At 71.5% G+C, this 22,631-nt stretch carries 22 protein-coding genes, 1 tRNA gene and 1 pseudogene; 12 read left to right on the top strand and 12 right to left on the bottom strand.

Annotation, left to right across the window (positions count from 1 at the left end):
* Positions 1-30: 30 nt before the first annotated feature.
* The 6 genes from eno (at position 31) to ABT360_RS08960 (ending at position 6,663) form a co-directional block, all read left to right on the top strand.
* Positions 31-1,311, top strand: coding sequence for a phosphopyruvate hydratase (gene eno, locus ABT360_RS08985; RefSeq protein ID WP_351812973.1), 1,281 nt, complete (start codon positions 31-33; stop codon positions 1,309-1,311).
* Between the two features lie 107 nt (positions 1,312-1,418).
* Positions 1,419-1,889, top strand: coding sequence for an FtsB family cell division protein (locus ABT360_RS08980; protein WP_351812970.1), 471 nt, complete (start codon positions 1,419-1,421; stop codon positions 1,887-1,889).
* A gap of 14 nt (positions 1,890-1,903) precedes the next feature.
* A complete protein-coding gene (locus tag ABT360_RS08975; protein ID WP_351812968.1) occupies positions 1,904-2,440 on the top strand; it encodes a DUF501 domain-containing protein in 537 nt (178 codons plus the stop codon).
* Positions 2,437-3,357 (top strand): Ppx/GppA phosphatase family protein, encoded by a 921-nt coding sequence (locus ABT360_RS08970; RefSeq protein ID WP_351812965.1) that lies wholly within the window; start codon positions 2,437-2,439, stop codon positions 3,355-3,357. The genes ABT360_RS08975 and ABT360_RS08970 overlap by 4 nt, the downstream gene beginning before the upstream one ends.
* A 370-nt stretch (positions 3,358-3,727) precedes the next feature.
* A complete protein-coding gene (locus tag ABT360_RS08965) occupies positions 3,728-5,113 on the top strand; it encodes an NAD(P)/FAD-dependent oxidoreductase (RefSeq protein WP_351812963.1) in 1,386 nt (461 codons plus the stop codon).
* Between the two features lie 245 nt (positions 5,114-5,358).
* Positions 5,359-6,663 carry a cyclopropane-fatty-acyl-phospholipid synthase family protein gene (locus ABT360_RS08960; protein WP_351812960.1) on the top strand — a complete coding sequence of 435 codons (1,305 nt, stop codon included), beginning with the start codon at positions 5,359-5,361 and terminating at the stop codon, positions 6,661-6,663.
* A gap of 75 nt (positions 6,664-6,738) precedes the next feature.
* Here the strand turns inward: ABT360_RS08960 and ABT360_RS08955 are convergent, their stop codons facing one another.
* Entirely contained in the window at positions 6,739-9,267 is a 2,529-nt protein-coding gene (locus ABT360_RS08955; protein ID WP_351812957.1) for an ABC transporter permease, read from the bottom strand.
* Between the two features lie 93 nt (positions 9,268-9,360).
* Positions 9,361-10,131, bottom strand: a complete 771-nt coding sequence (locus tag ABT360_RS08950) for an ABC transporter ATP-binding protein (RefSeq protein WP_351812954.1) — start codon at positions 10,129-10,131, stop codon at positions 9,361-9,363.
* A gap of 380 nt (positions 10,132-10,511) precedes the next feature.
* On the opposite strand from ABT360_RS08950, the gene ABT360_RS08945 reads away from it, so the two are divergent.
* Positions 10,512-10,593, top strand: a tRNA-Leu gene (locus tag ABT360_RS08945).
* Positions 10,594-10,765: 172 nt separating this feature from the next.
* The gene (locus tag ABT360_RS08940; RefSeq protein WP_351812951.1) at positions 10,766-11,647 is read left to right on the top strand and encodes a Bax inhibitor-1/YccA family protein; all 882 of its coding nucleotides are present in this window, start codon (positions 10,766-10,768) and stop codon (positions 11,645-11,647) included.
* Positions 11,648-11,716: 69 nt separating this feature from the next.
* On the opposite strand, the gene ABT360_RS08935 is transcribed toward ABT360_RS08940, so the two are convergent.
* The gene (locus tag ABT360_RS08935) at positions 11,717-11,947 is read right to left on the bottom strand and encodes a DUF4287 domain-containing protein (protein WP_156693972.1); all 231 of its coding nucleotides are present in this window, start codon (positions 11,945-11,947) and stop codon (positions 11,717-11,719) included.
* 99 nt (positions 11,948-12,046) lie between these two features.
* Here ABT360_RS08935 and ABT360_RS08930 point away from each other — a divergent pair, with 99 nt between their 5' ends.
* Positions 12,047-12,394 (top strand): hypothetical protein, encoded by a 348-nt coding sequence (locus ABT360_RS08930; protein ID WP_351812947.1) that lies wholly within the window; start codon positions 12,047-12,049, stop codon positions 12,392-12,394.
* Here the strand turns inward: ABT360_RS08930 and ABT360_RS08925 are convergent.
* The 3 genes from ABT360_RS08925 to ABT360_RS08915 form a co-directional block, all read right to left on the bottom strand.
* Positions 12,378-13,286, bottom strand: a complete 909-nt coding sequence (locus tag ABT360_RS08925) for a hypothetical protein (RefSeq protein ID WP_351813135.1) — start codon at positions 13,284-13,286, stop codon at positions 12,378-12,380. The genes ABT360_RS08930 and ABT360_RS08925 overlap by 17 nt on opposite strands.
* 221 nt (positions 13,287-13,507) lie before the next feature.
* Positions 13,508-14,728 carry an acetyl-CoA C-acetyltransferase gene (locus ABT360_RS08920; RefSeq protein WP_351812944.1) on the bottom strand — a complete coding sequence of 407 codons (1,221 nt, stop codon included), beginning with the start codon at positions 14,726-14,728 and terminating at the stop codon, positions 13,508-13,510.
* Positions 14,729-15,256: 528 nt separating this feature from the next.
* Positions 15,257-16,258: an SGNH/GDSL hydrolase family protein gene (locus tag ABT360_RS08915; RefSeq protein ID WP_351812941.1), complete on the bottom strand. Its 1,002-nt coding sequence runs from the start codon at positions 16,256-16,258 to the stop codon at positions 15,257-15,259.
* 104 nt (positions 16,259-16,362) lie between these two features.
* On the opposite strand from ABT360_RS08915, the gene ABT360_RS08910 reads away from it, so the two are divergent.
* Positions 16,363-17,748 carry a cystathionine beta-synthase gene (locus ABT360_RS08910; protein ID WP_351812938.1) on the top strand — a complete coding sequence of 462 codons (1,386 nt, stop codon included), beginning with the start codon at positions 16,363-16,365 and terminating at the stop codon, positions 17,746-17,748.
* A gap of 384 nt (positions 17,749-18,132) precedes the next feature.
* On the opposite strand, the gene ABT360_RS08905 is transcribed toward ABT360_RS08910, so the two are convergent.
* Entirely contained in the window at positions 18,133-18,555 is a 423-nt protein-coding gene (locus tag ABT360_RS08905) for a hypothetical protein (protein WP_351812936.1), read from the bottom strand.
* Between the two features lie 158 nt (positions 18,556-18,713).
* Between ABT360_RS08905 and ABT360_RS08900 the strand changes: the two genes are divergently transcribed.
* Positions 18,714-19,559, top strand: a complete 846-nt coding sequence (locus tag ABT360_RS08900; protein WP_351812933.1) for a MurR/RpiR family transcriptional regulator — start codon at positions 18,714-18,716, stop codon at positions 19,557-19,559.
* 90 nt (positions 19,560-19,649) lie between these two features.
* Complete coding sequence (locus ABT360_RS08895) at positions 19,650-20,210, top strand: hypothetical protein (protein WP_351812930.1); 561 nt, start codon at positions 19,650-19,652, stop codon at positions 20,208-20,210.
* Positions 20,211-20,217: 7 nt separating this feature from the next.
* Here ABT360_RS08895 and ABT360_RS08890 read toward each other — a convergent pair whose 3' ends face one another.
* The 5 genes and pseudogenes from ABT360_RS08890 to ABT360_RS08875 all read right to left on the bottom strand — a co-directional run.
* Positions 20,218-20,592 carry a hypothetical protein gene (locus ABT360_RS08890; RefSeq protein ID WP_351812927.1) on the bottom strand — a complete coding sequence of 125 codons (375 nt, stop codon included), beginning with the start codon at positions 20,590-20,592 and terminating at the stop codon, positions 20,218-20,220.
* 5 nt (positions 20,593-20,597) lie between these two features.
* Complete coding sequence (locus ABT360_RS08885) at positions 20,598-21,119, bottom strand: roadblock/LC7 domain-containing protein (RefSeq protein ID WP_444852198.1); 522 nt, start codon at positions 21,117-21,119, stop codon at positions 20,598-20,600.
* 25 nt (positions 21,120-21,144) lie between these two features.
* Entirely contained in the window at positions 21,145-21,840 is a 696-nt protein-coding gene (locus ABT360_RS08880) for a transcriptional regulator (protein WP_351813132.1), read from the bottom strand.
* A gap of 77 nt (positions 21,841-21,917) precedes the next feature.
* Positions 21,918-22,283, bottom strand: a complete 366-nt coding sequence (locus ABT360_RS35365) for a hypothetical protein (protein ID WP_444852201.1) — start codon at positions 22,281-22,283, stop codon at positions 21,918-21,920.
* 123 nt (positions 22,284-22,406) lie between these two features.
* A pseudogene (locus ABT360_RS08875) lies at positions 22,407-22,598 on the bottom strand (hypothetical protein); the annotation flags it as partial.
* Between the last annotated feature and the right edge of the window lie 33 nt (positions 22,599-22,631).

Raw genomic sequence — 22,631 nt, 5'->3', positions numbered from 1 at the left:
TCTTGCGTCACATCCCAGAAGGAGATGCTCGTGCCGTCCATCGACGTCGTCGTAGCCCGGGAAATCCTGGACTCCCGAGGCAACCCCACGGTCGAGGTCGAGGTCGGCCTCGACGACGGCAGCACCGGCCGTGCTGCCGTTCCGTCCGGTGCCTCCACCGGAGCGTTCGAGGCCCTCGAGCTCCGCGACGGTGACAAGGACCGTTACCTCGGCAAGGGTGTCGAGAAGGCCGTCCTCGCCGTCATCGAGCAGATCGGCCCGGAGCTCGTCGGCTACGACGCCACCGAGCAGCGGCTGATCGACCAGGCGATGTTCGACCTGGACGCCACCCCGGACAAGTCGTCGCTCGGCGCCAACGCCATCCTCGGCGTCTCCCTCGCCGTCGCCCACGCCGCCTCCGAGGCGTCCGACCTGCCGCTGTTCCGCTACCTGGGCGGCCCGAACGCGCACCTGCTGCCCGTTCCGATGATGAACATCCTGAACGGCGGCTCGCACGCCGACTCCAACGTGGACATCCAGGAGTTCATGATCGCGCCCATCGGCGCGGAGTCCTTCTCCGAGGCCCTGCGCTGGGGCGCCGAGGTCTACCACACCCTGAAGAAGGTCCTGAAGGAGAAGGGTCTCTCCACGGGTCTGGGCGACGAGGGCGGCTTCGCCCCGAACCTGGAGTCCAACCGCGCCGCGCTCGACCTCATCCTGGAGGCCATCAAGCAGGCCGGTTACGCTCCGGGCAAGGACATCGCCCTGGCGCTCGACGTCGCCGCGTCCGAGTTCTACAAGGACGGCGCCTACGAGTTCGAGGGCAAGTCCCGCTCGGCCGCCGAGATGACGGACTACTACGCCGAGCTCGTCGACGCGTACCCGCTGGTCTCCATCGAGGACCCGCTGTTCGAGGACGACTGGGACGGCTGGAAGACCATCACCGAGAAGCTGGGTTCCAAGGTCCAGCTCGTCGGCGACGACCTGTTCGTCACCAACCCGGAGCGCCTGGCGCGCGGCATCGAGGAGAACGCCGCCAACGCCCTGCTGGTCAAGGTCAACCAGATCGGTTCGCTGACCGAGACCCTGGACGCCGTCGAGATGGCCCAGCGCAACGGCTTCAAGTGCATGATGTCGCACCGCTCCGGTGAGACCGAGGACGTCACCATCGCCGACCTGGCCGTCGCCACCAACTGCGGCCAGATCAAGACCGGCGCCCCGGCCCGCTCCGAGCGCGTCGCCAAGTACAACCAGCTGCTGCGCATCGAGGAGATCCTCGACGACGCCGCGGTGTACGCGGGCCGCTCGGCCTTCCCGCGCTTCAAGGGCTGATCACCGGTCCCGGTCGCACAGCCCGGTTACCTACGTCCCCGGCCACGGTCCCGTACCGTGTCCGGGGACGTACGTACGTAACGGGCAAGGGGAGGCGGGTACAACACATGGCCCGGGACCGGTTCTCCACCGCGACCAGGCTGCGACTGCTCGGCGAGCAGACCGCCGCCCGCGTCTACCGCTCCCAGAGCCGACGGCACGACCGCCGCTCCCGGCTCACCGGCCGCGCGGCGTTCCTCGCGCTCGTCGTCTGCTCGCTGGTGGTGGCCCTGGCCTACCCGATGCGCCAATGGGTGTCCCAGCGCGCCGAGATCGCCGAGCAGCAGCGGCTGGCGGCCGAGGCGAGCGAGCGTGTCGAACGGTTGCGCGACGAGAAGGCGCGGCTCCAGGACGACGCGTACATCAAGCGCCTCGCCCGCGAGCACCTGCACTACGTACTCCCCGGGGAGACCGGCTACACGGTCATCGACCCCGACGCGGCGCGCGAGCGCCGCACCGACCAGGGCGCGGCCGACCGCCCCTGGTACTCCAACCTCTGGGACGGCGTGGACACCGCCGACCGCACCGACCGCAAGTAGAACCCAAGGCAGGCATGGAAACGCCCCCTCCGCAGACCGAACACACCGAGCCCACCGAGGCGGACGTCGCGGCGTTCAAGGAACAGCTCGGCCGTCCGCCGCGCGGCCTGCGCGCCATCGCGCACCGCTGCCCGTGCGGCAACCCGGACGTGGTGGAGACCGCGCCCCGGCTCCCCGACGGCACGCCGTTCCCGACGACGTACTACCTCACCTGCCCGCGCGCGGCCTCCGCGATCGGCACGCTGGAGGCGAACGGCGTCATGAAGGAGATGAGCGAGCGGCTCGGACGCGACCCGGAGCTCGCCGCCGCCTACCGCGCCGCGCACGAGGACTACATCGCGCGCCGCGACGCCATCGAGGTCCTGGAGGGCTTCCCGAGCGCCGGCGGCATGCCGGACCGCGTGAAGTGCCTGCACGTGCTCGTCGGCCACTCGCTGGCCGCCGGGCCCGGGGTGAACCCGCTGGGCGACGAGGCCATCGCGATGCTGCCCGAGTGGTGGGCCAAGGGCCCGTGCGTGACCCCCTGCGCCCCCGAGGGGGCCGGGGAATGACCCGCGTCGCCGCCATCGACTGCGGTACGAACTCCATCCGCCTCCTCGTCGCGGACATCGACCCGGCCACCGGTGACGTCACCGACCTGGACCGGCGGATGACGATCGTCCGGCTCGGCCAGGGCGTGGACAGGACCGGGCGGCTCGCGCCCGAGGCACTGGAGCGGACCTTCGCGGCCTGCCACGAGTACGCCGCCGTCATCAAGGAGTACGGCGCCGAGAGGCTCCGGTTCGTGGCGACCTCCGCCTCGCGCGACGCCGAGAACCGCGACGACTTCGTCCGGGGCGTCATGGACATCCTGGGCGTGGAGCCGGAGGTCATCAGTGGTGACCAGGAGGCGGAGTTCTCCTTCACCGGGGCGACCAAGGAGCTGAAGGGCGGCGGCTCGGGCGAGTACCTGGTGGTGGACATCGGCGGCGGCTCCACCGAGTTCGTGGTCGGCGCCGCACACGCGCGCGCCGCCCGGTCGGTCGACATCGGCTGCGTACGCCTGACCGAGCGTCATGTGCGCAGCGACCCGCCGTCCGAGGCGGAGGTGGCGGCGATCCGGGCCGACGTCGAGGCGGCGCTGGACCTGGCGGAGGAGACCGTCCCGCTGCGGGAGGCGGAGACGCTCGTCGGGCTGGCCGGTTCGGTCACCACGGTCGCCGCGATCGCGCTGGGGCTGCCCGCGTACGACTCGGCGGCGATCCACCGGTCGCGCATCTCCTACGAGCAGGTCGCGGAGGTCACGGCACGGCTGCTGTCGGCGACGCACGACGAACGCTCCGCGATCCCGGTGATGCACCCGGGCCGGGTGGACGTCATCGTCTCCGGAGCGCTGGTGCTGCTGGCCGTCATGGACCGGATCGGGGCCCCTGAGGTGGTGGTCTCCGAACACGACATTCTGGACGGAATCGCCCTCTCGCTCGTCTGATCCACACCCGGACCGAGCGCCGTCCAGCGGCCCTTCGGAAAAGTTCGTGAAGTTCTTCACAAGGAAAAGGGCCCTGAGGGGGGTCGCGGAGCCGCTCAACGGCCTCCAGAGCCCCTCTCGGGGCTCTTTCGTAGGTGCGGAAGCCGCCCTCGTCTGTGTTTCAGAGGCGTGAACTCCGGTGGCGGTCCACGGTTAAAAGGTGCTCGCCGTCCCAGTTCAACGGGGGTGAACAACGCCTTCCGTTACACCGCGGTTCCCCCGCGGCGCCATGACCTCGGTCACGTGGGCCGCGCAGTGTAGCAGAGGTACCCCAGGACCTTGTGAAGGGGCGCACGAGCGACCCCCCTCGACCGGGTGGATACTCGATGGCATGAGCACCACGGAGCGTCCCAGGATCCTCGTAGTAGGCGGTGGGTACGTAGGCCTGTACGCAGCTCGGCGCATTCTCAAGAAGATGCGCTACGGCGAGGCGACCGTCACGGTCGTCGACCCCCGGTCGTACATGACCTACCAGCCCTTCCTGCCCGAAGCCGCCGCCGGCAGCATCTCGCCCCGGCACGTCGTCGTCCCGCTGCGACGCGTGCTGCCCAAGGCCGAGGTACTCACCGGCCGGGTCACCACCATCGACCAGGACCGCAAGGTCGCCACGATCGCGCCGCTCGTCGGCGAGTCGTACGAGCTGCCGTTCGACTACCTGGTCATCGCGCTGGGCGCGGTCTCCCGCACCTTCCCGATCCCCGGCCTCGCCGAGCAGGGCATCGGCATGAAGGGCATCGAGGAGGCCATCGGCCTGCGCAACCACGTCCTCGAGCAGCTCGACAAGGCCGACTCGACGACCGATGAGGAGGTCCGCCGCAAGGCGCTGACCTTCGTCTTCGTGGGCGGCGGCTTCGCCGGCGCGGAGACCATCGGCGAGGTCGAGGACCTGGCCCGCGACGCCGCGAAGTACTACAAGAACGTGAAGCGCGAGGACATGCGCTTCATCCTGGTGGACGCCGCGGACAAGATCCTCCCCGAGGTCGGCCCCAAGCTCGGCAAGTACGGCAAGGAGCACCTGGAGGGCCGTGGGGTCGAGGTCTACCTCTCGACGTCCATGGACTCCTGCGTCGACGGCCACGTGGTGCTGAAGAACGGCCTCGAGGTCGATTCCAACACCATCGTCTGGACCGCCGGTGTGAAGCCCAACCCGGCGCTCGCCCGCTACGGCCTGCCGCTGGGCCCCCGCGGTCACGTGGACTGCGACGCCACCCTCCAGGTCAAGGGCACCGACTACATCTGGGCCGCCGGCGACAACGCCCAGGTCCCGGACCTCGTCGGCCGCAAGGCCGGCAACGAGAACGCCTGGTGCCCGCCGAACGCCCAGCACGCGCTGCGTCAGGCCAAGGTCCTCGGCGACAACGTGATCTCCGGTATGCGGGGCTTCCCGCAGAAGGAGTACAGCCACGCCAACAAGGGTGCGGTCGCCGGTCTCGGCCTGCACAAGGGCGTCGCGATGATCGTCATGGGCAAGGTGAAGATCAAGCTCAAGGGCCGTCTCGCCTGGTACATGCACCGCGGCTACCACGGCATGGCGATGCCGACCTGGAACCGGAAGATCCGCGTCTTCGCGGACTGGACGCTCGCGATGTTCCTCAAGCGCGAGGTCGTCTCGCTCGGCGCCATCGAGTCGCCGCGCGAGGAGTTCTACGAGGCCGCCAAGCCGGCCCCGGCCGCGCCCGCCTCGGCGTCGAAGCCCGAGAAGGCCAAGGCCTCCTGACCGGCTGACCTCCAGGCACCTCCGCGTCGAGGGGCCGCCCGCCATCCGTGGTGCGGGCGGCCCCTTCCGCGTACCCGGGCCGTGGGGCGGCCCCGGCCGGGCTGAGGGCGTGTGCGGACGCACGCCCGGGACGACGGACCGTATTTTGCCGTCGCATTGCTCTGCAGGGGGACTGCAACCGCGCGCCCCCGGTGTTTTCGTGGTGTTGAGCATTTCTGGGACTCCTCATCACGGAGGTGTGCACCATGGCCGACGCCGCGTCGCGGCTCACCACGCTCGCCGAGGATCTGCTGGGCGTTCCGCTTCCCGTCCGGATCCGTGCCTGGGACGGCAGTGAGGCGGGACCGCCGGGTGGACCCGTCCTCGTGGTACGCCACCGCCGGGCGCTGCGGCGGCTGATGTGGAAGCCGGGTGAGCTGGGGCTCGCCCGCGCCTGGGTCGCCGGTGAGCTCGATGTGGAGGGCGACCTGTACGAGGCCCTCGACCGGCTCGCCGGCCTCCTCTGGGAGCGCGGTGCCGACGCCGAGGGCGCCGTGCGCTCCGTACGCGACCCCAGACTCCGCGCCGCCGCCCGCACCCTCCTCCAGCTCGCCGGCCCCTGGCCGCCGCCCCGGCCGCCCGCCGAAGAGGTCAGGCTCCGTACCGGCCCCCTGCACACCAAGCGGCGCGACAAGGCGGTCATCAGCCACCACTACGACGTCGGCAACGACTTCTACGAACTGGTCCTCGGGCCGTCCATGGTCTACTCGTGCGCCTACTGGTCCGAGGACGGCACCCTCGAAGAGGCGCAGACCGCCAAGCTCGACCTCGTCTGCCGCAAGCTGGCCCTCAAGGAGGGCGACCGGCTGCTCGACGTGGGCTGCGGCTGGGGCTCCATGGCCATCCACGCGGCCCGCAAGTACGGCGCCCGTGTCGTCGGCGTCACCCTCTCCACCGAGCAGGCCGCCTACGCCCGCAAGCGCATCGCCGACGAGGGCCTGACCGACCTGGTCGAGATCCGCGTCCAGGACTACCGGGACGTCAGGGACGGGCCGTACGACGCGATTTCGTCCATCGGGATGGCCGAGCACGTCGGCCAGGTCCGCTACCGCGAGTACGCCGGCGAGCTGTACGCCCTGCTCAAGCCCGGCGGCCGCCTCCTGAACCACCAGATCTCCCGCCGCCCCGAGACGAACGAAGCCGCCTACCGCGTCGACGACTTCATCGACCGGTACGTCTTCCCCGACGGTGAACTCGCGCCCGTCGGCCGTACCACCAGCGCCCTCGAAGAGGCCGGGTTCGAGGTGCGCGACGTCGAGGCCATCCGTGAGCACTACGCCCTCACCCTGCGGCAGTGGGTGGCCAACCTGGAGGGCCGGTGGGCCGAGGCCGGACGGCTCACCTCCCCGGGCCGGGCCCGCGTCTGGCGCCTCTACATGGCCGCCTCCGCCGTCTCCTTCGAGCGCAACCGCATCGGCGTCAACCAGATCCTCGCCGTGCGGACCCCGGAGGACGGCGTCTCCGGCCTCCCGTTGCGCCCGAGGGCGTGGACCGAGCGACCTGACCGCTGACAACGCCGAGGGCCGGGCTCCCGCGAACGGGAACCCGGCCCTGACTCCTCCACGGCCCTTTGCGGGGCTGCCCGGCTACTCGGCCTTGATGGCGTTCAGCATGTTCAGCCTCGCCGCGCTGCGCGCCGGCCACATCGCGGCCAGGACGCCCACCAGGGCCGCCAGGAGCAGGAAGATCCCGATCCGGTCCCACGGGATGACCAGCGCGTAGCCCGGGATGTTCGACTTGACGGTCTGGCCGATGGCCCAGCCCAGGAACGAGCCGAGGCCGATACCGACCACCGCGCCGAAGACCGAGATGACCACGGCCTCCAGTCGCACCATCCGCTTCACGCGGCGCCGGTCCAGACCGATCGCCCGCAGCATGCCGATCTCCTGCTGCCGCTCGAAGACCGACATCGCCAGGGTGTTGACGACACCCAGCACCGCGATGATCAGCGCCATCGCCAGCAGGCCGTACATGATGTTCAGCATCATGTTGATCATGCCGCCGAACTGGTCGCGGACGTCCTGCTTGTCCATCACGTTGATCGCGGGGTTCTTGCCGAGGGCGTCGACCAGCGCCTTCTCGTTCGCGGCGGTCTCACCGCCGTCCATGTTCACGAAGACCTGCCGGATGTACGGCTTCACCTCGTGCGGGGCGACGACCTTGGTGTCCACCAGCACCGGCGAGAGCAACTCGCTGTCCTTGTAGACCGCGCCGACGGTCAGCTTGCCCTTCTTCTTGTCGGCGAAGGTGACCGGCAGGGTCTCACCGACCTTCCAGCCCTGCTTCTCGGCCGTCTTCTCGGCGACCGCCAGCTGTCCCTTGCCGAGCGAGGACAGCGAGCCGTCCACCAGCTCCACGTTGAGGACCCGCTCGACGTCACCCGGGGTGATGGCCGAAGCCGACACCCAGTTGTCCTCGACGTCGAAGTACGTGGCCTGCTGCGGCGAGACCGCCGTGGTATCCGGCGCCTTCTCCAGCGCGGCCAGCGCGGACTGGTCGAGGTAGCCGCCGCTGGCCATGGCGACGGTGTAGTCGGCCTTGAGCTGGTCCGTGGTCATCTTGTCCAGCGCTGTGCCGACCGTGACGCCCAGCACCGACAGTCCGGTCACCAGCGTCAGGCCGATGGCCAGCGCGGAGGCGGTGGCACCGGTGCGGCGCGGGTTGCGGACCGCGTTCTGTGCGGCCAGCTTGCCGGAGACCCCGAACGCGCTGATCATGAGCGGCCGTACGAGGGCGATGACCGGGCGGGACAGCAGCGGGATCAGCACGATCACGCCGATCAGCGACAGGAAGGCACCGCCCGCGATGAGCATCCGGCCGTCGGAGCCGGCCGCGGCACCCGCCACGATCAGCGCCGCGCCCGCGGCGGTGAAGAACGCGCCGACGGAGTTGCGCACGACCAGGGACTTGGTGGTGGCCACCGCGTGGACGCTGCTCATCGCCGCCACCGGCGGGATCTTGGCGGCGCGGCGGCCGGGCAGCCAGGCGGCGAACATCGTGATCAGGACACCGACGCCGAGCGAAGCGAGCACCGGCGTCGTACCGATGACCAGCGGTCCCTCGGGCACCTTCATGCCGAACGCCGCCATGCCGGAGCGCAGGCCGATGGCCAGCCCGATACCGAGGGCGAAACCGACCACCGAGGCCACCAGGCCGACCACACCGGCCTCGGCCAGCACCGAGCGGGTGATCTGCTTGCGGGAGGCACCGACGGCGCGCATCAGCGCCAGTTCCTTGGTGCGCTGGGCGACCAGCATGGTGAAGGTGTTGGAGATCAGGAACACACCCACGAAGAGCGCGATGGCGGCGAACCCGAGCAGCATCTGGTTGAGGCTGCTGAGCTCTTCCTCGATCATCTTCGCCTGCTCGTCGGCGAGCGCGGTGCCCGTCTTGGCCTCGGCGTTCTCCGGGATCAGCGGCTCGACCGCGTCGAGGATCCTGGCGTCGTCGGCGCCGGACGCGGCGGCGACGGTCAGGTCCTTGTAGTAGCCCGGCTTCAGGTAGAGCGACTGCGCCACGGAGGTGTCGAAGAGGACCAGGCTGCCGCCGGCGCTGACGGCGCCGTCCTCGGTGGTGAAGACACCGGCCAGGGTGTACTCCTTGACCGGGCCGTTCGTGGCGACCCGCACCCGGTCGCCGACCTTGTACTCACCCTTGACGGCGGTGTCCTTGTCGAGGGCGACCTGGTCGGCCTTCACCGGGCCAGAGCCCTCGGTGAAGTCGTAGGCGGCGTCCTTGCCGTCCTTGCCGGGGGCGAAGTTGGAGCCCTTGTTGGACCAGCCGACGCCGATCAGCTTGCCGTCGGGGTCGGCGACCCCGGCGAAGCCGTCCACACGTCCGGTGACGGAGGCGACCCCGTTCAGCTTCTTGATCTTGTCGACGGTCTGCTGGGAGAGGCCCGGCTCCTGCTTGGCGTCGTTCTCGTCGGCGTAGGAGGTGACGGCGACCGCGACGTTGTCGTAGCTCTTGGCCGACTGGTTGCGGAAGGCGTTGGACAGGGTGTCGGTGAAGACCAGGGTGCCGGAGACGAACGCGACGCCGAGCATGACGGCGAGCACGGTCATCAGCAGCCTGGCCTTGTGCGCGAGCACATTGCGCAAGGCGGTACGGAACATGAGGTGTGAGTCCTGGGGTGAAGAGGGATCGGCGAGGGCCGGAGCGCGTCCGGGTCGGGCCGGGGAGTCCGGGGCGGGCGCCCCGGTGGGGCGTCAGCTCGTGCGGCCCTTGGCGTCGAACTCCTTCATGCGGTCCAGCACGCCGTCCGCCGTCGGGTGCAGCATCTCGTCGACGATCCGGCCGTCGGCGAGGAAGATCACGCGGTCGGCGTAGGAGGCGGCCACCGGGTCGTGGGTGACCATCACGACGGTCTGCCCCAGTTCGCGCACCGAATTGCGCAGGAAGCCCAGCACCTCGGCGCCGGAGCGGGAGTCGAGGTTCCCGGTCGGCTCGTCACCGAAGATGATCTCGGGGCGGGAGGCCAGCGCGCGGGCGACGGCGACGCGCTGCTGCTGGCCGCCGGAGAGCTGCGCGGGCCGGTGGCCCAGGCGGCCGGACAGGCCCACCATGTCGATGACCTTGCGCACCCACTCCTTGTCGGGCTTGCGGCCCGCGATGTCCATGGGGAGCGTGATGTTCTCCTGCGCGGTCAGCGTCGGCAGCAGGTTGAACGCCTGGAATATGAAGCCGATCTTGTCCCGCCGCAGCTGCGTGAGCTGCTTGTCCTTGAGGGAGCCCAGCTCCGTGTCACCGATGCGTACCGAGCCGCTGCTGAAGGTGTCGAGCCCGGCCACGCAGTGCATCAGCGTCGACTTGCCGGAGCCCGACGGGCCCATGATCGCGGTGAACTCACCCTGGTGGAAGTCCACCGTGACCCGGTCCAGCGCGACCACCTGGGTCTCGCCGTGTCCGTAGACCTTGGACAGATCCGTGGCGCGGGCGGCTACCGCGGTGGCGCGGTAAGCGGTGGGGGTCGTGGTCACGAGGGGCTCCTGTCGAGGACTGTTCTTCGAGGACCCCTCCATCGTCATCGCCCACCACCCCGCAGGGCGTCCGTCCGTATGCCCGTATCCGGGGCCGCCTGGAGTCGGACCGGGGGGCCCGCACCTCCTCCTGAGGTATGACGGGACCCCTGAGACGCGCCCCGGGATCACCAGCGGGTGACACCGGGCGACGACTTTCCGTCATTCCTTTGCGTACGTCTTTGCGGCCGCAGACCGCCGGAGTCTGCCGGGGAACGCCGCTCACCTGCGCTGACGCTCCCTCAGGCGTCAATAAAATAAGACAACATCGCTCCACCGTTCCGCTGTTCGAGGGACGCGCCCGGATAGGCTCGTGTGCCAACGCGGAGCCGCGGGGTAACGCCCGGATGGTGGAATGCAGACACGGCGAGCTTAAACCTCGCTGGCCTTCGGGCCGTACCGGTTCGAGTCCGGTTCCGGGCACTCCCGACCCTCCTGACGGGAGCGGTCCCACAAAAAACCGGACGACCGGCAGGATTCGGCCACAGGGCCGGTGTGACAGGAGGGAAAGATCCTCCCCGAGCACTAGGGTGTTTCTTTTGCTCGCCCATTACTCTTGTCTCAAGGCCGCGCACGGCGGCCATGGAGGAGTGAGATGAGGAGCAGCAACCCGGTCTTCTCGCGACGGGGGTTCAGCCGCGACAACGGCTATGCGGGCTTCAACGCGCAGCAGCCGCAGGCCGGGGGCCCCGCCGCTGGAACGAACCCGTACGCGACGAACCCGTACGCAACCAACCCGTACGCCCCGCAGGACGCCCAGCTCGGCGCCCCCGCGCAGGCCCCGGCGCGCCCGGGTGCGATGACCATCGACGACGTGGTGTCCCGCACCGCGATCACGCTCGGTACGGTCTTCGTCACCGCGACGCTCGCCTGGTTCCTGATGCCGGTCGACCCGGCGAACATCAACACGTCGTACGGCATCGCCATCGGCGCGGCCCTCGTGGCCTTCGTCTTCGCGATGATCCAGTCCTTCAAGCGCAAGGCCTCCCCGGCGCTGATCCTGCTGTACGCCGCGTTCGAGGGCGTCTTCCTGGGCGTGATCTCCAACGCCGTCTCGACGTACGTCTCGCCCGGCGTCGTCCCGCAGGCGGTGCTCGGCACCATGGCGGTCTTCGCCGGTGTGCTGATCGCGTACAAGATGCGCTGGATCCGCGTCACCCGCCGCTTCTACGGCTTCGTGATGGCGGCCGCGCTCGGCTTCGTCCTGCTGATGGCGGTGAACCTGCTGTTCGCCGTGTTCGGCGGCGGTGACGGCCTCGGCTTCCGCAGTGGTGGCCTCGGCATCCTGTTCGGTGTCATCGGCATCATCCTCGGTGCGTGCTTCCTGGCCCTCGACTTCAAGCAGGTCGAGGACGGCATCACCTACGGCGCTCCGCGCGAGGAGTCGTGGCTGGCGGCCTTCGGCCTCACCATGACGCTGGTGTGGATCTACCTGGAGTTCCTGCGACTGCTGTCGATCCTGCAGGGCGACGACTGATCGCTGTGATCCTGCGAAGGGCCCGTCCGGCAACCGCCGGGCGGGCCCTTCGGCGTTGTCGTCCGACCGTCAGAGCAGCTTCCGGGCGGCCCGCCTCAGGTCGTACTCATGGATGATCGCCTTGGCGTGTCCGTAACTGAGGTCGTGCTCGCCCCGGAGCCAGCTCACCTTCTCCTCGAAACGGACGAGGGAGGGGCCTTCCTCGACGGTGCGAAGCCATTCGGACACTTGCCGGCCTGTGCAGTGGGGAATGCGGGAGAGCAGATTTCGATGGGTCTCTTCGGAGAAGACTTGGGACATCGGCGCCTCCGGACGCTTTGCGCGTGTGCTCCTTCACGTCACCGTGCCTGAGCGTTCGCCCGTTGGCAACAGTCCCGTCGCGGCGCGTAGGGTCGCGGCGTGCTCGATACGACAGAACTGACCGCCGCCGTCGAACGCTTCGCCGACCGGCTGCGGGCCGCGCCGCAGAGCCGGTTGCAGCGGGGCGCGGCGGCCGAGGGACTGGCACTGGCCAGGGATTTGGCGCTGCGGGCGCAGCGGCTGGAGGCGCCGGACGCGCCGCCGCGGACCATGCCGGACGCCGGGGTGTTCGCGGTCGCGGATCAGCTTGTGGTGGCCTGCAACGATTTGGCGGAAATTCTGCGAACGGCCCCGGCCGGCTCCTCGCTTCGGCGAAAGCTGCTTCAGCGGGAGCTGGACGAGGCCGTGGCGGCGGTGCGGCGGGCGGCGGCTACAGCGACGCTATGACGCGGTCGGCGAGGATGTAGACGTTCTCGGCGTCCGCGTCGCTTCCGCACGAGAAGGTCAGGGCGTACGCGCCGGACACCCCCGAGCCGCCCAGCAGGACGGGCGTCTCGCCGCGGCGCAGCGCCTCCGCGAGGCGCTCGGCGGTCTCCCGGTGGCCGGGCGTCATGCACAGGGTCGTGCCGTCGGCGAAGACGTACACGTCCAGGGTGCCGAGGGGGCCGGGCCGTACGTCGGTGAGCGCCGTACGGGTCTCGGCGAGCTCCTCCAGGCGGGCCACGGTGCGCTCGTGGTCGGTGACGACCGGGGTCTGGACCGGTACGAAGTCGGGGTGCGAGGGGTGCCGGCGGCGGGCCGCGGCCAGCTCGGGGGAGTCCTCGGGGTAGGCGTTGTCGGTGATGCCGGGGATGTCGGGCAGCTCGGCGAGGGCGTCGAGGTCGTCGAGCCCGTCGGCGTACTCCCCGTAGTCGGCGCCCAGCTCCATCGCGTCCATCGCCTCCAGGCCCGCGAAGTCCGCCTGGCGCGGCACGAAGAAGGGGCCGTCCTCGCCCGGTCCGGCGGCCGTGGCGGCGCCTCCCGGTCCGGTCAGGCCGCCGAGGCCTCCCAGCAGCGTCCCGGGCCCGTCGGTGGCGTCCCGGGCCTCCTGGGCGGCCCAGAAGGCCCGCGCCTCGGCCAGCTCGCGCTCCCGCTCCTCCGCGAGGGCCTCGGCGACGGCCGTGCGTATGTCCTCGGCGGCGCGGGCGTGGGGCACGGTGGGGGCGCGGTCGGCGGTGTTCGCGGCGGCGAGCTCCGTGCGCAGCGCGATGACCTGCTTGCGCAGCCCGTGGGCGGCGTGCAGGGCAGCGGCGCCCACGGCCGTGGCGGTGGCCGTGGTCAGCAGCAGGGCGAGAGACATGGCGCTCACTGACTTACTCCCGGTTTCAATCGATCCCCCGCACTTCCTACATCAGCTTCTCGTGCCCCTGCGCCCCCTGTCAGTGCATTACGTCACGAAATGGACAGGTCTTTTGCCTGGTGGCTTTCCCGGATGTGCACCTTGACCTGCACAAACGAATCTCCCCCAGGAGATAGGTCACATCCTGGGGGAGATTCGGTCACGGCTCGGACGCGGGGCGGTTAGCTGAGGCGCTCGATGACCATGGCCATGCCCTGGCCGCCGCCGACACACATGGTCTCCAGGCCGAACTGCTTGTCGTGGAACTGGAGGCTGTTGATCAGGGTGCCGGTGATGCGGGCGCCGGTCATGCCGAAGGGGTGGCCGACGGCGATGGCGCCACCGTTGACGTTCAGCTTCTCCAGCGGGATGTCCAGGTCGCGGTAGGACGGGATGACCTGGGCGGCGAACGCCTCGTTGATCTCGACCAGGTCGATGTCGCCGATGGTCAGCCCGGCGCGCTTCAGCGCCTGCTTGCTGGCCTCGACCGGCCCGTAGCCCATGATCTCGGGCGACAGGCCCGAGACGCCCGTGGACACGATCCGCGCGAGCGGGGTCAGGCCCAGCTCGCGGGCCTTGGTGTCGCTCATGATGACCAGCGCGGCGGCGCCGTCGTTGAGCGGGCAGCAGTTGCCGGCGGTGACGAGGCCGTCGGGGCGGAAGACCGGCTTCAGGCCCTGGACGCCCTCCAGCGTCACGCCCGCGCGCGGGCCGTCGTCCTTGGAGACCACGGTGCCGTCGGGGGTGGTGACCGGGGTGATCTCCCGCTCCCAGAAGCCGTTCTTGATGGCTTCCTCGGCGAGGTTCTGCGACCGGACGCCGAACTCGTCCATGTCCTGACGGGTGACGCCCTTCAGGCGCGCCAGGTTCTCGGCGGTCTGGCCCATCGCGATGTACGCGTCGGGCAGCAGCCCGTCCTCGCGCGGGTCGTGCCAGTCGGCGCCCTCCTGCTCGGCGCGGGCGGCGGTGCGGGCCTCCGCCTCGGCGAAGACCGGGTTGTGCGTGTCGGGCAGGCTGTCGCTGTTGCCCTTCACGGAGCGGGACACCATCTCGACACCGGCGGAGATGAAGACGTCGCCCTCGCCCGCCTTGATCGCGTGCAACGCCATGCGGGACGTCTGGAGCGAGGACGAGCAGTACCGGGTGATGGTGCAGCCGGGCAGGTGGTCCATGCCCATCTGCACGGCGACGATACGACCCAGGTTGAACCCCTGCTCGCCGCCGGGCAGGCCGCAGCCGAGCATCAGGTCGTCGATGTCACGCGGGTCGAGCTCGGGCACCTTGGCGAGCGCGGCCTGGATGATCGTGGCGGTCAGGTCGTCCGGCCGCAGGTCCTTCAGGGAGCCCTTGAAGGCCCGGCCGATGGGGGAGCGGGCGGCTGAGACGATCACGGCTTCGGGCATCACGGCTCCAGAGGGGCGAGGGGCAGGACTGAGAGGGAAGTTACCCGTACGTATCGCCTGGGTCATCGGGACGGGCGTGTGATGCGGACCGCATTTCTAAGCGCTCGCTCAGTCACGGGTCGCCGCCCGTATCCGGTTCCTGCCCGAAAACGGGCGTTTCACCCCGGGGCGGGGTGGTGACCCTCGCCCGCTGCCGGGCCTTCGCCTGGCGCGGCCGCCCCGGGGGTGTGGCTGTGGGGCCTGACGCCCCCGCCCGGCCGCCGTGGCGGCTTGGTGGCGGCTTGGTGGCGGGCCGGGCGGGCGTGTGCGCTTCGGGCGCGAGCGGGTGACGCCGTCGGCAGGGCGGTGCCGGGCCGCGGGCGCAGGCGCCCGGACGCCGTGGCCGCCGTCCCCGGCACGCCCTGGGGCGACGTGGTCCCCGTACCAGGAGGCCCGCGCCGGGGTGGCGCCGCGCCAGGGGCCCGCGCCGGGGGCGGGCCCCGCGTGGCCGGGGGTGCCGCCCCGGAGGGTGCGCCACCCGGCGTGGGGTCAGGGGTGGGCGTCCGGGAGGGGGGCCGGCTCCTGGACGGAGGGGAGGCGGCGACGGCGGCGGTGCTTGAGCAGGGCCCACGGGGCGCGGGCGCCCGTGACCTCCGTACCGGCTTCCTCCACCGCCTCCGCGGCGGCCTGCGCGACCGGCAGCATGCCCTCGCGGCGGTCGGCGTCCAGCCGGTCCGTCTCGGGCCACACGCCCAGCACCGCGCACACGGTCGGGAGCACCGCCATCGCAGCCGTCGCGTACCCCTCCGCCGACGGGTGGTAGTTGTCCGCGCCGAACATCTCACGCGGATTGGCCTCGAACTCCGGCCCCAGCAGGTCGCCCAGCGACACCGTGCGACCGCCCTGCTCGACGACCACGATCGTCTGGGCGGCGGCCAGCTGGCGGGACGCCCGCCGCGCCACCCACCGAAGCGGCTGGTAGACCGGCTCGATCGTGCCCAGGTCGGGACACGTGCCGACCACGACCTCCGCACCCGCCGTACGGAGGCGCCGTACGGCCGTCGAGAGGTACCGCACCGACTGCGTGGGCGGCATCCGGTGCGTCACGTCGTTCGCCCCGATCATGATCACGCACGCATCGGGGACGCGACCCGGATGGGCCAGCAGCAGGGCGACCTGGCGCTCCAGGTCGTCCGACCGGGCGCCCGGCAGCGCCACGTTCCGCAGCTCCACCGGGCGCTCCGCGACCGCCGCGAGCCCCGATGCCAGCAGTGCGCCGGGGGTCTGACCCGCCCGGCGCACTCCCTGGCCCGCGGCGGTCGAATCACCCAGGAGGGCCAGTCGAAGGGGCTCGGCGCCGCCTTCGTACCCCCGCCCGTACAGTCCGTCGGCCGCCGGCGGCAGCGGCGCCACACCACCGCCCACCGAACGTTTCGCCAACTGCATCTCGGCCAGCAGCACCCCGACCGCCGCCGCCCCCAGCAGCCCCAGACTGCCGCCGCCGTACGCCGCGCCGGCGGCGATCCGCCGTGCCACCCTCGCTCTCGACATAGGGGCAGCCACCTCCTCGTTGCCGTACAAGAGTTAAGTGCCCCGTACTCGACTCCGACTACGCATACGCTGGCGGGACCATTACGGAGACCCCGGAGACTACGGTGCAATACCACGACTCGATGATCAGCCTCGTCGGCAACACCCCGCTGGTGAAGCTCAACAATGTGACCGAGGGCCTGCAGGCCACCGTCCTGGCCAAGGTCGAGTACTTCAACCCCGGCGGTTCGGTCAAGGACCGCATCGCCCTGCGCATGATCGAGGCTGCCGAGGAGAGCGGCGCCCTGAAGCCCGGCGGCACGATCGTCGAGCCCACGTCCGGCAACACGGGCGTCGGCCTCGCCATCGTGGCCCAGCAGAAGGGCTACAAGTGCATCTTCGTCTGCCCCGACAAGGTCTCGACCGACAAGATCAACGTGCTGCGGGCGTACGGCGCAGAGGTCGTCGTCTGCCCCACGGCCGTGGACCCGGAGCACCCGGACTCCTACTACAACGTCTCCGACCGCCTGGTGCGTGAGACGCCGGGCGCCTGGAAGCCGGACCAGTACTCCAACCCGAACAACCCCCGTTCGCACTACGAGACCACCGGTCCCGAACTCTGGGACCAGACGGACGGGAAGATCACCCACTTCGTCGCCGGCGTCGGCACCGGAGGCACCATCACCGGCACCGGCCGCTACCTGAAGGAGGTCAGCGGCGGCAAGGTCCGCATCGTCGGCGCGGACCCCGAGGGCTCCGTGTACTCCGGTGGCTCGGGCCGCCCCTACCTCGTCGAGGGCGTCGGCGAGGACTTCTGGCCCAGCGCCTACGACCGGACCGTCACCGACGAGATCGTCGCCGTGTCCGACAAGGACTCCTTCCAGATGACCCGCCGCCTCGCCAAGGAGGAGGGCCTCCTGGTCGGCGGCTCCTGCGGCATGGCCGTCGTCGCGGCGCTGCGCGTCGCCGAGGGGCTCGGCCCCGACGACGTCGTGGTCGTCCTCCTTCCCGACAGCGGCAAGGGCTACCTGTCGAAGATCTTCAACGACGAGTGGATGGCCGACTACGGCTTCCTGGAGGAGGCCGGCCCGTCCGCCAGCGTGGGCGACGTCCTCCGCCACAAGGAAGGCGCGATCCCCAAGCTCGTCCACATGCACCCCGAGGAGACGGTCGGCGAAGCCATCGACGTCCTGCGCGAGTACGGCGTCTCCCAGATGCCCATCGTCAAGCCCGGCGCCGGTCACCCCGACGTCATGGCCGCCGAGGTCGTCGGCTCGGTCGTCGAACGGGAGCTGCTGGACGCCCTGTTCACCAAGCGTGCCTCCCTCGACGACCCGCTCGACAGGCACATGAGCCCGCCGCTGCCCCAGGTCGGCTCGGGCGAGCCGGTCGCCGACCTCATGTCCGTCCTCGGCGCGGCCGACGCGGCGATCGTGCTGGTCGAGGGCAAGCCGACCGGTGTGGTGAGCCGTCAGGACCTGCTCGCCTTCCTCGCGAAGGACGGCAAGTAGCCACCGGGGAACGCGGATTCGCGCAATCGGTACGAGCACGACATGTGGTGGCAGCACCCGCTTAACACGTGTCGGGCACTGTGGTCCGTGTCGGCGTCACGGACCACCGGAGCGGCTCCCGGGCCTCCTGATACGCCGCGGACGCGGAGACCGGCCCTGACCCGGGCCCGTGTCCCTCGCGGGGACCGCCGTCGTCCCGCCCCCCGGCAACGGGGGTGCGGCGGTCCCCGCGCCACATCCCCGTCGGGTGGGCGTCCCGCGTCGGGCGGGTGTTCCCCCTCAGGCGGGCGTCCCGCGTCGGGGGGCGGCCCCGTCAGACGGTGGGACCCCACGCGGTGGCATCCACGTCTGTCGGTGGCATCCCCGTCAGGCGGGCCGAGTGGGTCAGGCGTCCAGGCCCCGGCCGTCCTCGCCGCGCCGCCGCCGGGACACGCCCCGCAGTGCGTGCGCCATGTTGACGCCGACTATGCCCGCCCAGGTGACTATCAGGCCTTCCAGACCGGCGTTCCCGACGCCGATCGCCGAGAGCGGGACCGCGAGGATCAGCGAGACGATGGCGAAGCCGAAGCGCTCGCCGAAGTTCTCCCCGACCGCCGGACCGCCGCCCGGGCGGGCACCACGGGCGACGATCATCTGCTGCTCGGCGAGCCGGCGGCGGACACGGCGGTCGACCGTGGCGTCCAGGCGCTGCTCCACCTTCTCCAGGAACGACTCGACGAGGGCCGACTCGTACTCCGCCCCCAGTTCGCGGCGGGCCTGGAGGGTGGCGTCGAGCTCCTTTTCGAGCTCCGTGTCGCGGGCTTCCATGCCCCCCACCGTACGGAGCCGAAGCCGCCGTGTCGGTGGGGCTAACCCCCCTCTTCGACCCCCCGGCCGCCCCCGCACCACCGAGCCGCTTGCCCGGCTGCATATCCTCATGCAGAGTCTTGAGTGACTGAATATTCGGGTCGGAAGAGGGGGACGGGATGAGCGACAGCCCTGCCGCACGGCTGCAGGCGCTCTTCGAGGGGCACCGACTGACGCCCACGCAGCGCCGGATCGCCCACTCCATGGTGCGGCGCGCCGGCGACGTACCGTTCCTGTCGAGCGTGGAGCTGGCCGAACTGGCCGGTGTCAGCCAGCCGTCCGTCACCCGCTTCGCCGTGGCACTCGGGTTCGACGGCTACCCGGCGCTGCGCAAGCACCTGCGTGAGGTGGCACCCGCCGAGCCGGCCGGCGGCGCGGCGGACGACTCCACCTACAACGAGTACCAGCAGGCCGTGCTGGGCGAGATCGAGAACCTGCGGCACCTCGCCGAACTGCTCGCCGACCCCGAGCCGGTGGAGCGCGCCGGGCGGCTCCTGGCCTCCTCCCGGCCGCTGCCCGTGCTGGGGCTGCGCGCCGCCTCCTCCCAGGCGCGGGGCTTCGCGTACTTCGCCGCGAAGGTCCACCCGGACGTACGGCTGCTCGACGAGGGCGGCACGATGCTCACCGACCGGGTCGACGCGGCCGTGCGCGCGGGCGCCACCGTGCTGCTGTGCTTCGCGCTGCCCCGGCACCCGCGGGAGGTCGTGGACGCCCTCGCGTACGCGCGCGACGCCGGGCTGACCGTCGTGACGGTCGCCGACTCCGCGTTCGCCCCGGTGGCCAAGCACAGCGACCTGCTGCTCCCGGCGGCGGTCGGCACCGGCCTCGCCTTCGACACGGCGTGCGCGCCGATGCTGCTGGGGCGGGTGCTGCTGGAGGCCATGTGCGACGGGCTGCCCGACGCGCAGGCGCGGCTGGAGGAGTTCGACGCGGCGGCCGCCGCGCGGGGCCTGTTCGTGGAGTGACTTCCGGCCTTCCTGGACTCTCAGGAGACTTTAAGGAAAGGGCGTTACCCTCCCGCCGCACCGAGACTGCCGTGAGACAGGGAGGCTGAAGTGGCGCGTGGAGGGCAGGCGCTGGCGAGAGTGGCCGTGGCCGTACGCGCGGGGGCGGCGCCCATGTGGTGGGCGGGACTGCTGGCCGCCGGGACCGGGGCGCTGCTGCCCGGGCTCACGGGGCGGCGCATCGGGCTGACGGCCGGGGCGGCGCTGTTCCTGGTGACCGCCGCCGTCGTGGCCCTGGCGCGGCGAGGGCGCTACACGCGGCTGGCCGCCGAGGCGACGAGGGCGGCGCGGGCGGACTTCCTCCAGGACCGGGCCGTGACGCTGCGCGTCCGGCGGCGCGCCCACCGCTGGTGGCTGCTGGGCGCCTTCCTCGCCGCCGTCGGGTCGTCGTTCGCGCTGCCCGGAGCGGGCGGGCTGTGGCTGGCGGGCGCGGGCGCCGGGCTGTGGCTGAAGGCGCTGTGGCTCGGCCACCGGGAACGTACCCAGGAGACCCTGTGGTGGGTGCGTACCGACTGGCTCGCCAAGGGCCCGGCCGGTAAGCCCGTCAAGGCGTACCGGTCGACGGGGATCGCGGCGGGCGACGCCGCGCCGGGCGGGGCACGGCGTCGCTGACTGGTCGTCAGATATCCAGCTCGGCCTCGATCTTGCGGAGCTGGTGACGCGCCATCGCCAGGTTCGCCCGCTCCTTGTCCAGCGCCAGGTAGAGGAACAGGCCGTTCGCGCCCCGCCCCTTGAGGAGCCGGATCAGGTGGTACTGCGTGCCCAGCGTGATCAGGATGTCCTCGATCTCCTCGTTCAGGCCGAGCATCTCCATGGTGCGCACCTTGGCGCGTACGACGTCGGTGTTGCCCGCGGCGGCGACCGTCAGGTCGAGCTCCTTGCCGCCGCCTATCGTGCCGAGGGCCATGCCACTGGTGTAGTCGACGAGCGCGGCGCCCAGGGCACCGTCGATGACGGTGGTGGCTTCCTTGAGGGCGGTTTCGGTGTTGGCCATGAGTGTCACGCTTCCTTCGGTTTGTGGGACGGGAGGGGCGGGATGGCTTGTCGGGGGGTGGAGGCGGTGGCGGGTTCACATACGGGCGTACGCCGGTGCAGGGCGTCGTCGACCAGTTCGCCGATGCGGGCGCTGGACCGCCGGGCCTCCAGGTGGAGCCGGCCCACATTGATGCGGGGCTCGGCGAGGAGCGTCAGGACGGCGGAAGTGCCGGCCGCGTACGTCGCGACGTAGCCGTGCTCGCCGCGGACCAGCAACTCGCGGAAACCGCCCTGCCCCGTGGCCTCGGTGAGCCGTAGCGCCACGCCGAGCGCGGCCGCGGTGAGTGCGGCGACACCCTCCGCGGCGTCCGCGTCCGCCGTGTCCCGGGCCAGGACCAGGCCATCGGCGCTGGCCGCGAGAGCCCCGGTCACCTGGGGGACGCGGGCCCGCAGGCGTCTGAGCTCACCGAGTACCTCGGCTTCGGCCGCCGTCATCAACTGTCTCCTCTCGCTCCTCTCGGCGCGTTGTCGCAAGGCGCGCCTCATGAGCGTGTGCGGGGCGTACGGGTGGTCACAGATGGGCCTCCAGGGCGTCACGGAGCCGGCGGAGCAGGGCGATGTCCGGGTCGGCCGGGAAGTCCGCGGCCCAGGGCCGGACCGGTTCGTGCGGGGTGGGGCCGTGCGGGGTCGGCTCCGGCGGGGTCGTCACGAGCCCGGCGGCGGCCAGCCGCCGGATCTCCAGCACGGTGTGGAACGCGGGCCGGCCCAGCGTCCAGGCGAGCTGCGCGGGGGTACGGAGGCCGTCGGCGTGCGCCAGCAGGGCCCGTTGGCGGGCGGTGACCGTCTGGCCGGGGGCGGCGGGGCGCGGGACGACGGGCGCGGCGTCGACGGCGGGGTAGGGCCACACGCTGTCGAGCAACTCCCGGCGGCGCAGCGTCTCCCGTTCCACATCGGCCGCCGACACGGGGCGTACGGCGCGTACGGCGTGCGTCCCGTGAACAGTGCCGTACTGGAAGCGGGCCGGGCCCCGGCCGGGTGCCAGCGCGAAGAACGCCGCGTCGAACAGGGCGCCCAGGTGGCAGATCTCCAGCTCGCCCGGCGCGACCCGCCCGCGCCGCGGCCGCCGCCCGCCCGCGCTCAGCAGCACGTCCGGCCCGGGCGCGACCGGGCTTTCCGCGTGTACGACCCGCCCGTCGACCAGGTACAGCGTCCCGTGGTCCCGTACCAGCGCCCCGGTCGCGCGCTCGCGGGCCAGCCGCAGCAGCATCGGCGACACGACGGCTCTGGTGGCGGCGGCTCCGGCGGAACGCGTGCTCGTGCCGGTACCCGGGCTCGTACGCGCACTCATGCCAGCACCAGCCGCTCGGCCAACTCCCGCAGGCGGAGGCGGGCGAGGGCCAGGTTGCCGGTGGAGCGGTCCAGCCACAGGTGGAGGAAGACGCTGCTGTCGAAGGTCGTCTCGACGAACCGCAGGACGTGGTAGCAGGTACGGGTGGTCACGATGACGTCCTCGACCGGCGGAGCCTTCGGATCCACGCCGCCGCCCGGCAGCGCCGGCAGCAGGGCCGGCAGGGCCGGAGTGGCGGGGCCTGCCGGGAGGGCGGTCCGCTCCGGGCTCGCGCCCCTGCCCGGCGGGGCGGCGTGGCCGCCTGGTGCCGGTCGGGCGTGCGGGCCGGCGGGTGGGCCACCCTGTCGGCCGTGCGCGTCCAGGGCCGCAGGGGCCGGGACCGCGGGGGCCGGGGCCGCAGACGCCGGAGCCGCGGTCAACGGGCGTGGTACCGGTACCGCGCCCGCCGGTACCGGTCCCGGTACCGCGCCCGCCGGTAACGCGGTCGGGGCGAACGACTCGTACTCCGCGGCCGCCCGCGCCAGTTCCGCCGTCTCCGCCGCCGTCGTCTCGTGGTCGCCCACCGGGGACTCGCCCGCCGTACCGAGGGCGAGGCCACTGGTCCAGTCGACGAGTGCCGCCCCCCGCGCGCCCGGCAGGCTCATCGCTTCGTGCAGGCACTCGTCGATTCCCGGCACGCGGGCTCCCCTCCCAGTTCCCCGTTGCGCATC

Source organism: Streptomyces sp. NPDC000229, assembly GCF_040300825.1.
Lineage (GTDB): Bacteria > Actinomycetota > Actinomycetes > Streptomycetales > Streptomycetaceae > Streptomyces.
This window is presented reverse-complemented; position numbering and strand designations above follow the sequence as displayed.

What these genes read in the sequence shown, in the direction of transcription:
- ABT360_RS08980 (WP_351812970.1), top strand. Translation starts at nt 1,419, where the DNA reads ATGGCCCGGGACCGGTTCTCCACCGCGACCAGGCTGCGACTGCTCGGC.
- ABT360_RS08975 (WP_351812968.1), top strand. Translation starts at nt 1,904, where the DNA reads ATGGAAACGCCCCCTCCGCAGACCGAACACACCGAGCCCACCGAGGCG.
- ABT360_RS08970 (WP_351812965.1), top strand. Translation starts at nt 2,437, where the DNA reads ATGACCCGCGTCGCCGCCATCGACTGCGGTACGAACTCCATCCGCCTC.
- ABT360_RS08965 (WP_351812963.1), top strand. Translation starts at nt 3,728, where the DNA reads ATGAGCACCACGGAGCGTCCCAGGATCCTCGTAGTAGGCGGTGGGTAC.
- ABT360_RS08960 (WP_351812960.1), top strand. Translation starts at nt 5,359, where the DNA reads ATGGCCGACGCCGCGTCGCGGCTCACCACGCTCGCCGAGGATCTGCTG.
- ABT360_RS08955 (WP_351812957.1), bottom strand. Translation starts at nt 9,267, where the DNA reads ATGTTCCGTACCGCCTTGCGCAATGTGCTCGCGCACAAGGCCAGGCTG.
- ABT360_RS08940 (WP_351812951.1), top strand. Translation starts at nt 10,766, where the DNA reads ATGAGGAGCAGCAACCCGGTCTTCTCGCGACGGGGGTTCAGCCGCGAC.
- ABT360_RS08935 (WP_156693972.1), bottom strand. Translation starts at nt 11,947, where the DNA reads ATGTCCCAAGTCTTCTCCGAAGAGACCCATCGAAATCTGCTCTCCCGC.
- ABT360_RS08925 (WP_351813135.1), bottom strand. Translation starts at nt 13,286, where the DNA reads ATGTCTCTCGCCCTGCTGCTGACCACGGCCACCGCCACGGCCGTGGGC.
- ABT360_RS08920 (WP_351812944.1), bottom strand. Translation starts at nt 14,728, where the DNA reads ATGCCCGAAGCCGTGATCGTCTCAGCCGCCCGCTCCCCCATCGGCCGG.
- ABT360_RS08915 (WP_351812941.1), bottom strand. Translation starts at nt 16,258, where the DNA reads ATGTCGAGAGCGAGGGTGGCACGGCGGATCGCCGCCGGCGCGGCGTAC.
- ABT360_RS08905 (WP_351812936.1), bottom strand. Translation starts at nt 18,555, where the DNA reads ATGGAAGCCCGCGACACGGAGCTCGAAAAGGAGCTCGACGCCACCCTC.
- ABT360_RS08900 (WP_351812933.1), top strand. Translation starts at nt 18,714, where the DNA reads ATGAGCGACAGCCCTGCCGCACGGCTGCAGGCGCTCTTCGAGGGGCAC.
- ABT360_RS08890 (WP_351812927.1), bottom strand. Translation starts at nt 20,592, where the DNA reads ATGGCCAACACCGAAACCGCCCTCAAGGAAGCCACCACCGTCATCGAC.
- ABT360_RS08885 (WP_444852198.1), bottom strand. Translation starts at nt 21,119, where the DNA reads ATGAGGCGCGCCTTGCGACAACGCGCCGAGAGGAGCGAGAGGAGACAG.
- ABT360_RS08880 (WP_351813132.1), bottom strand. Translation starts at nt 21,840, where the DNA reads ATGCTGCTGCGGCTGGCCCGCGAGCGCGCGACCGGGGCGCTGGTACGG.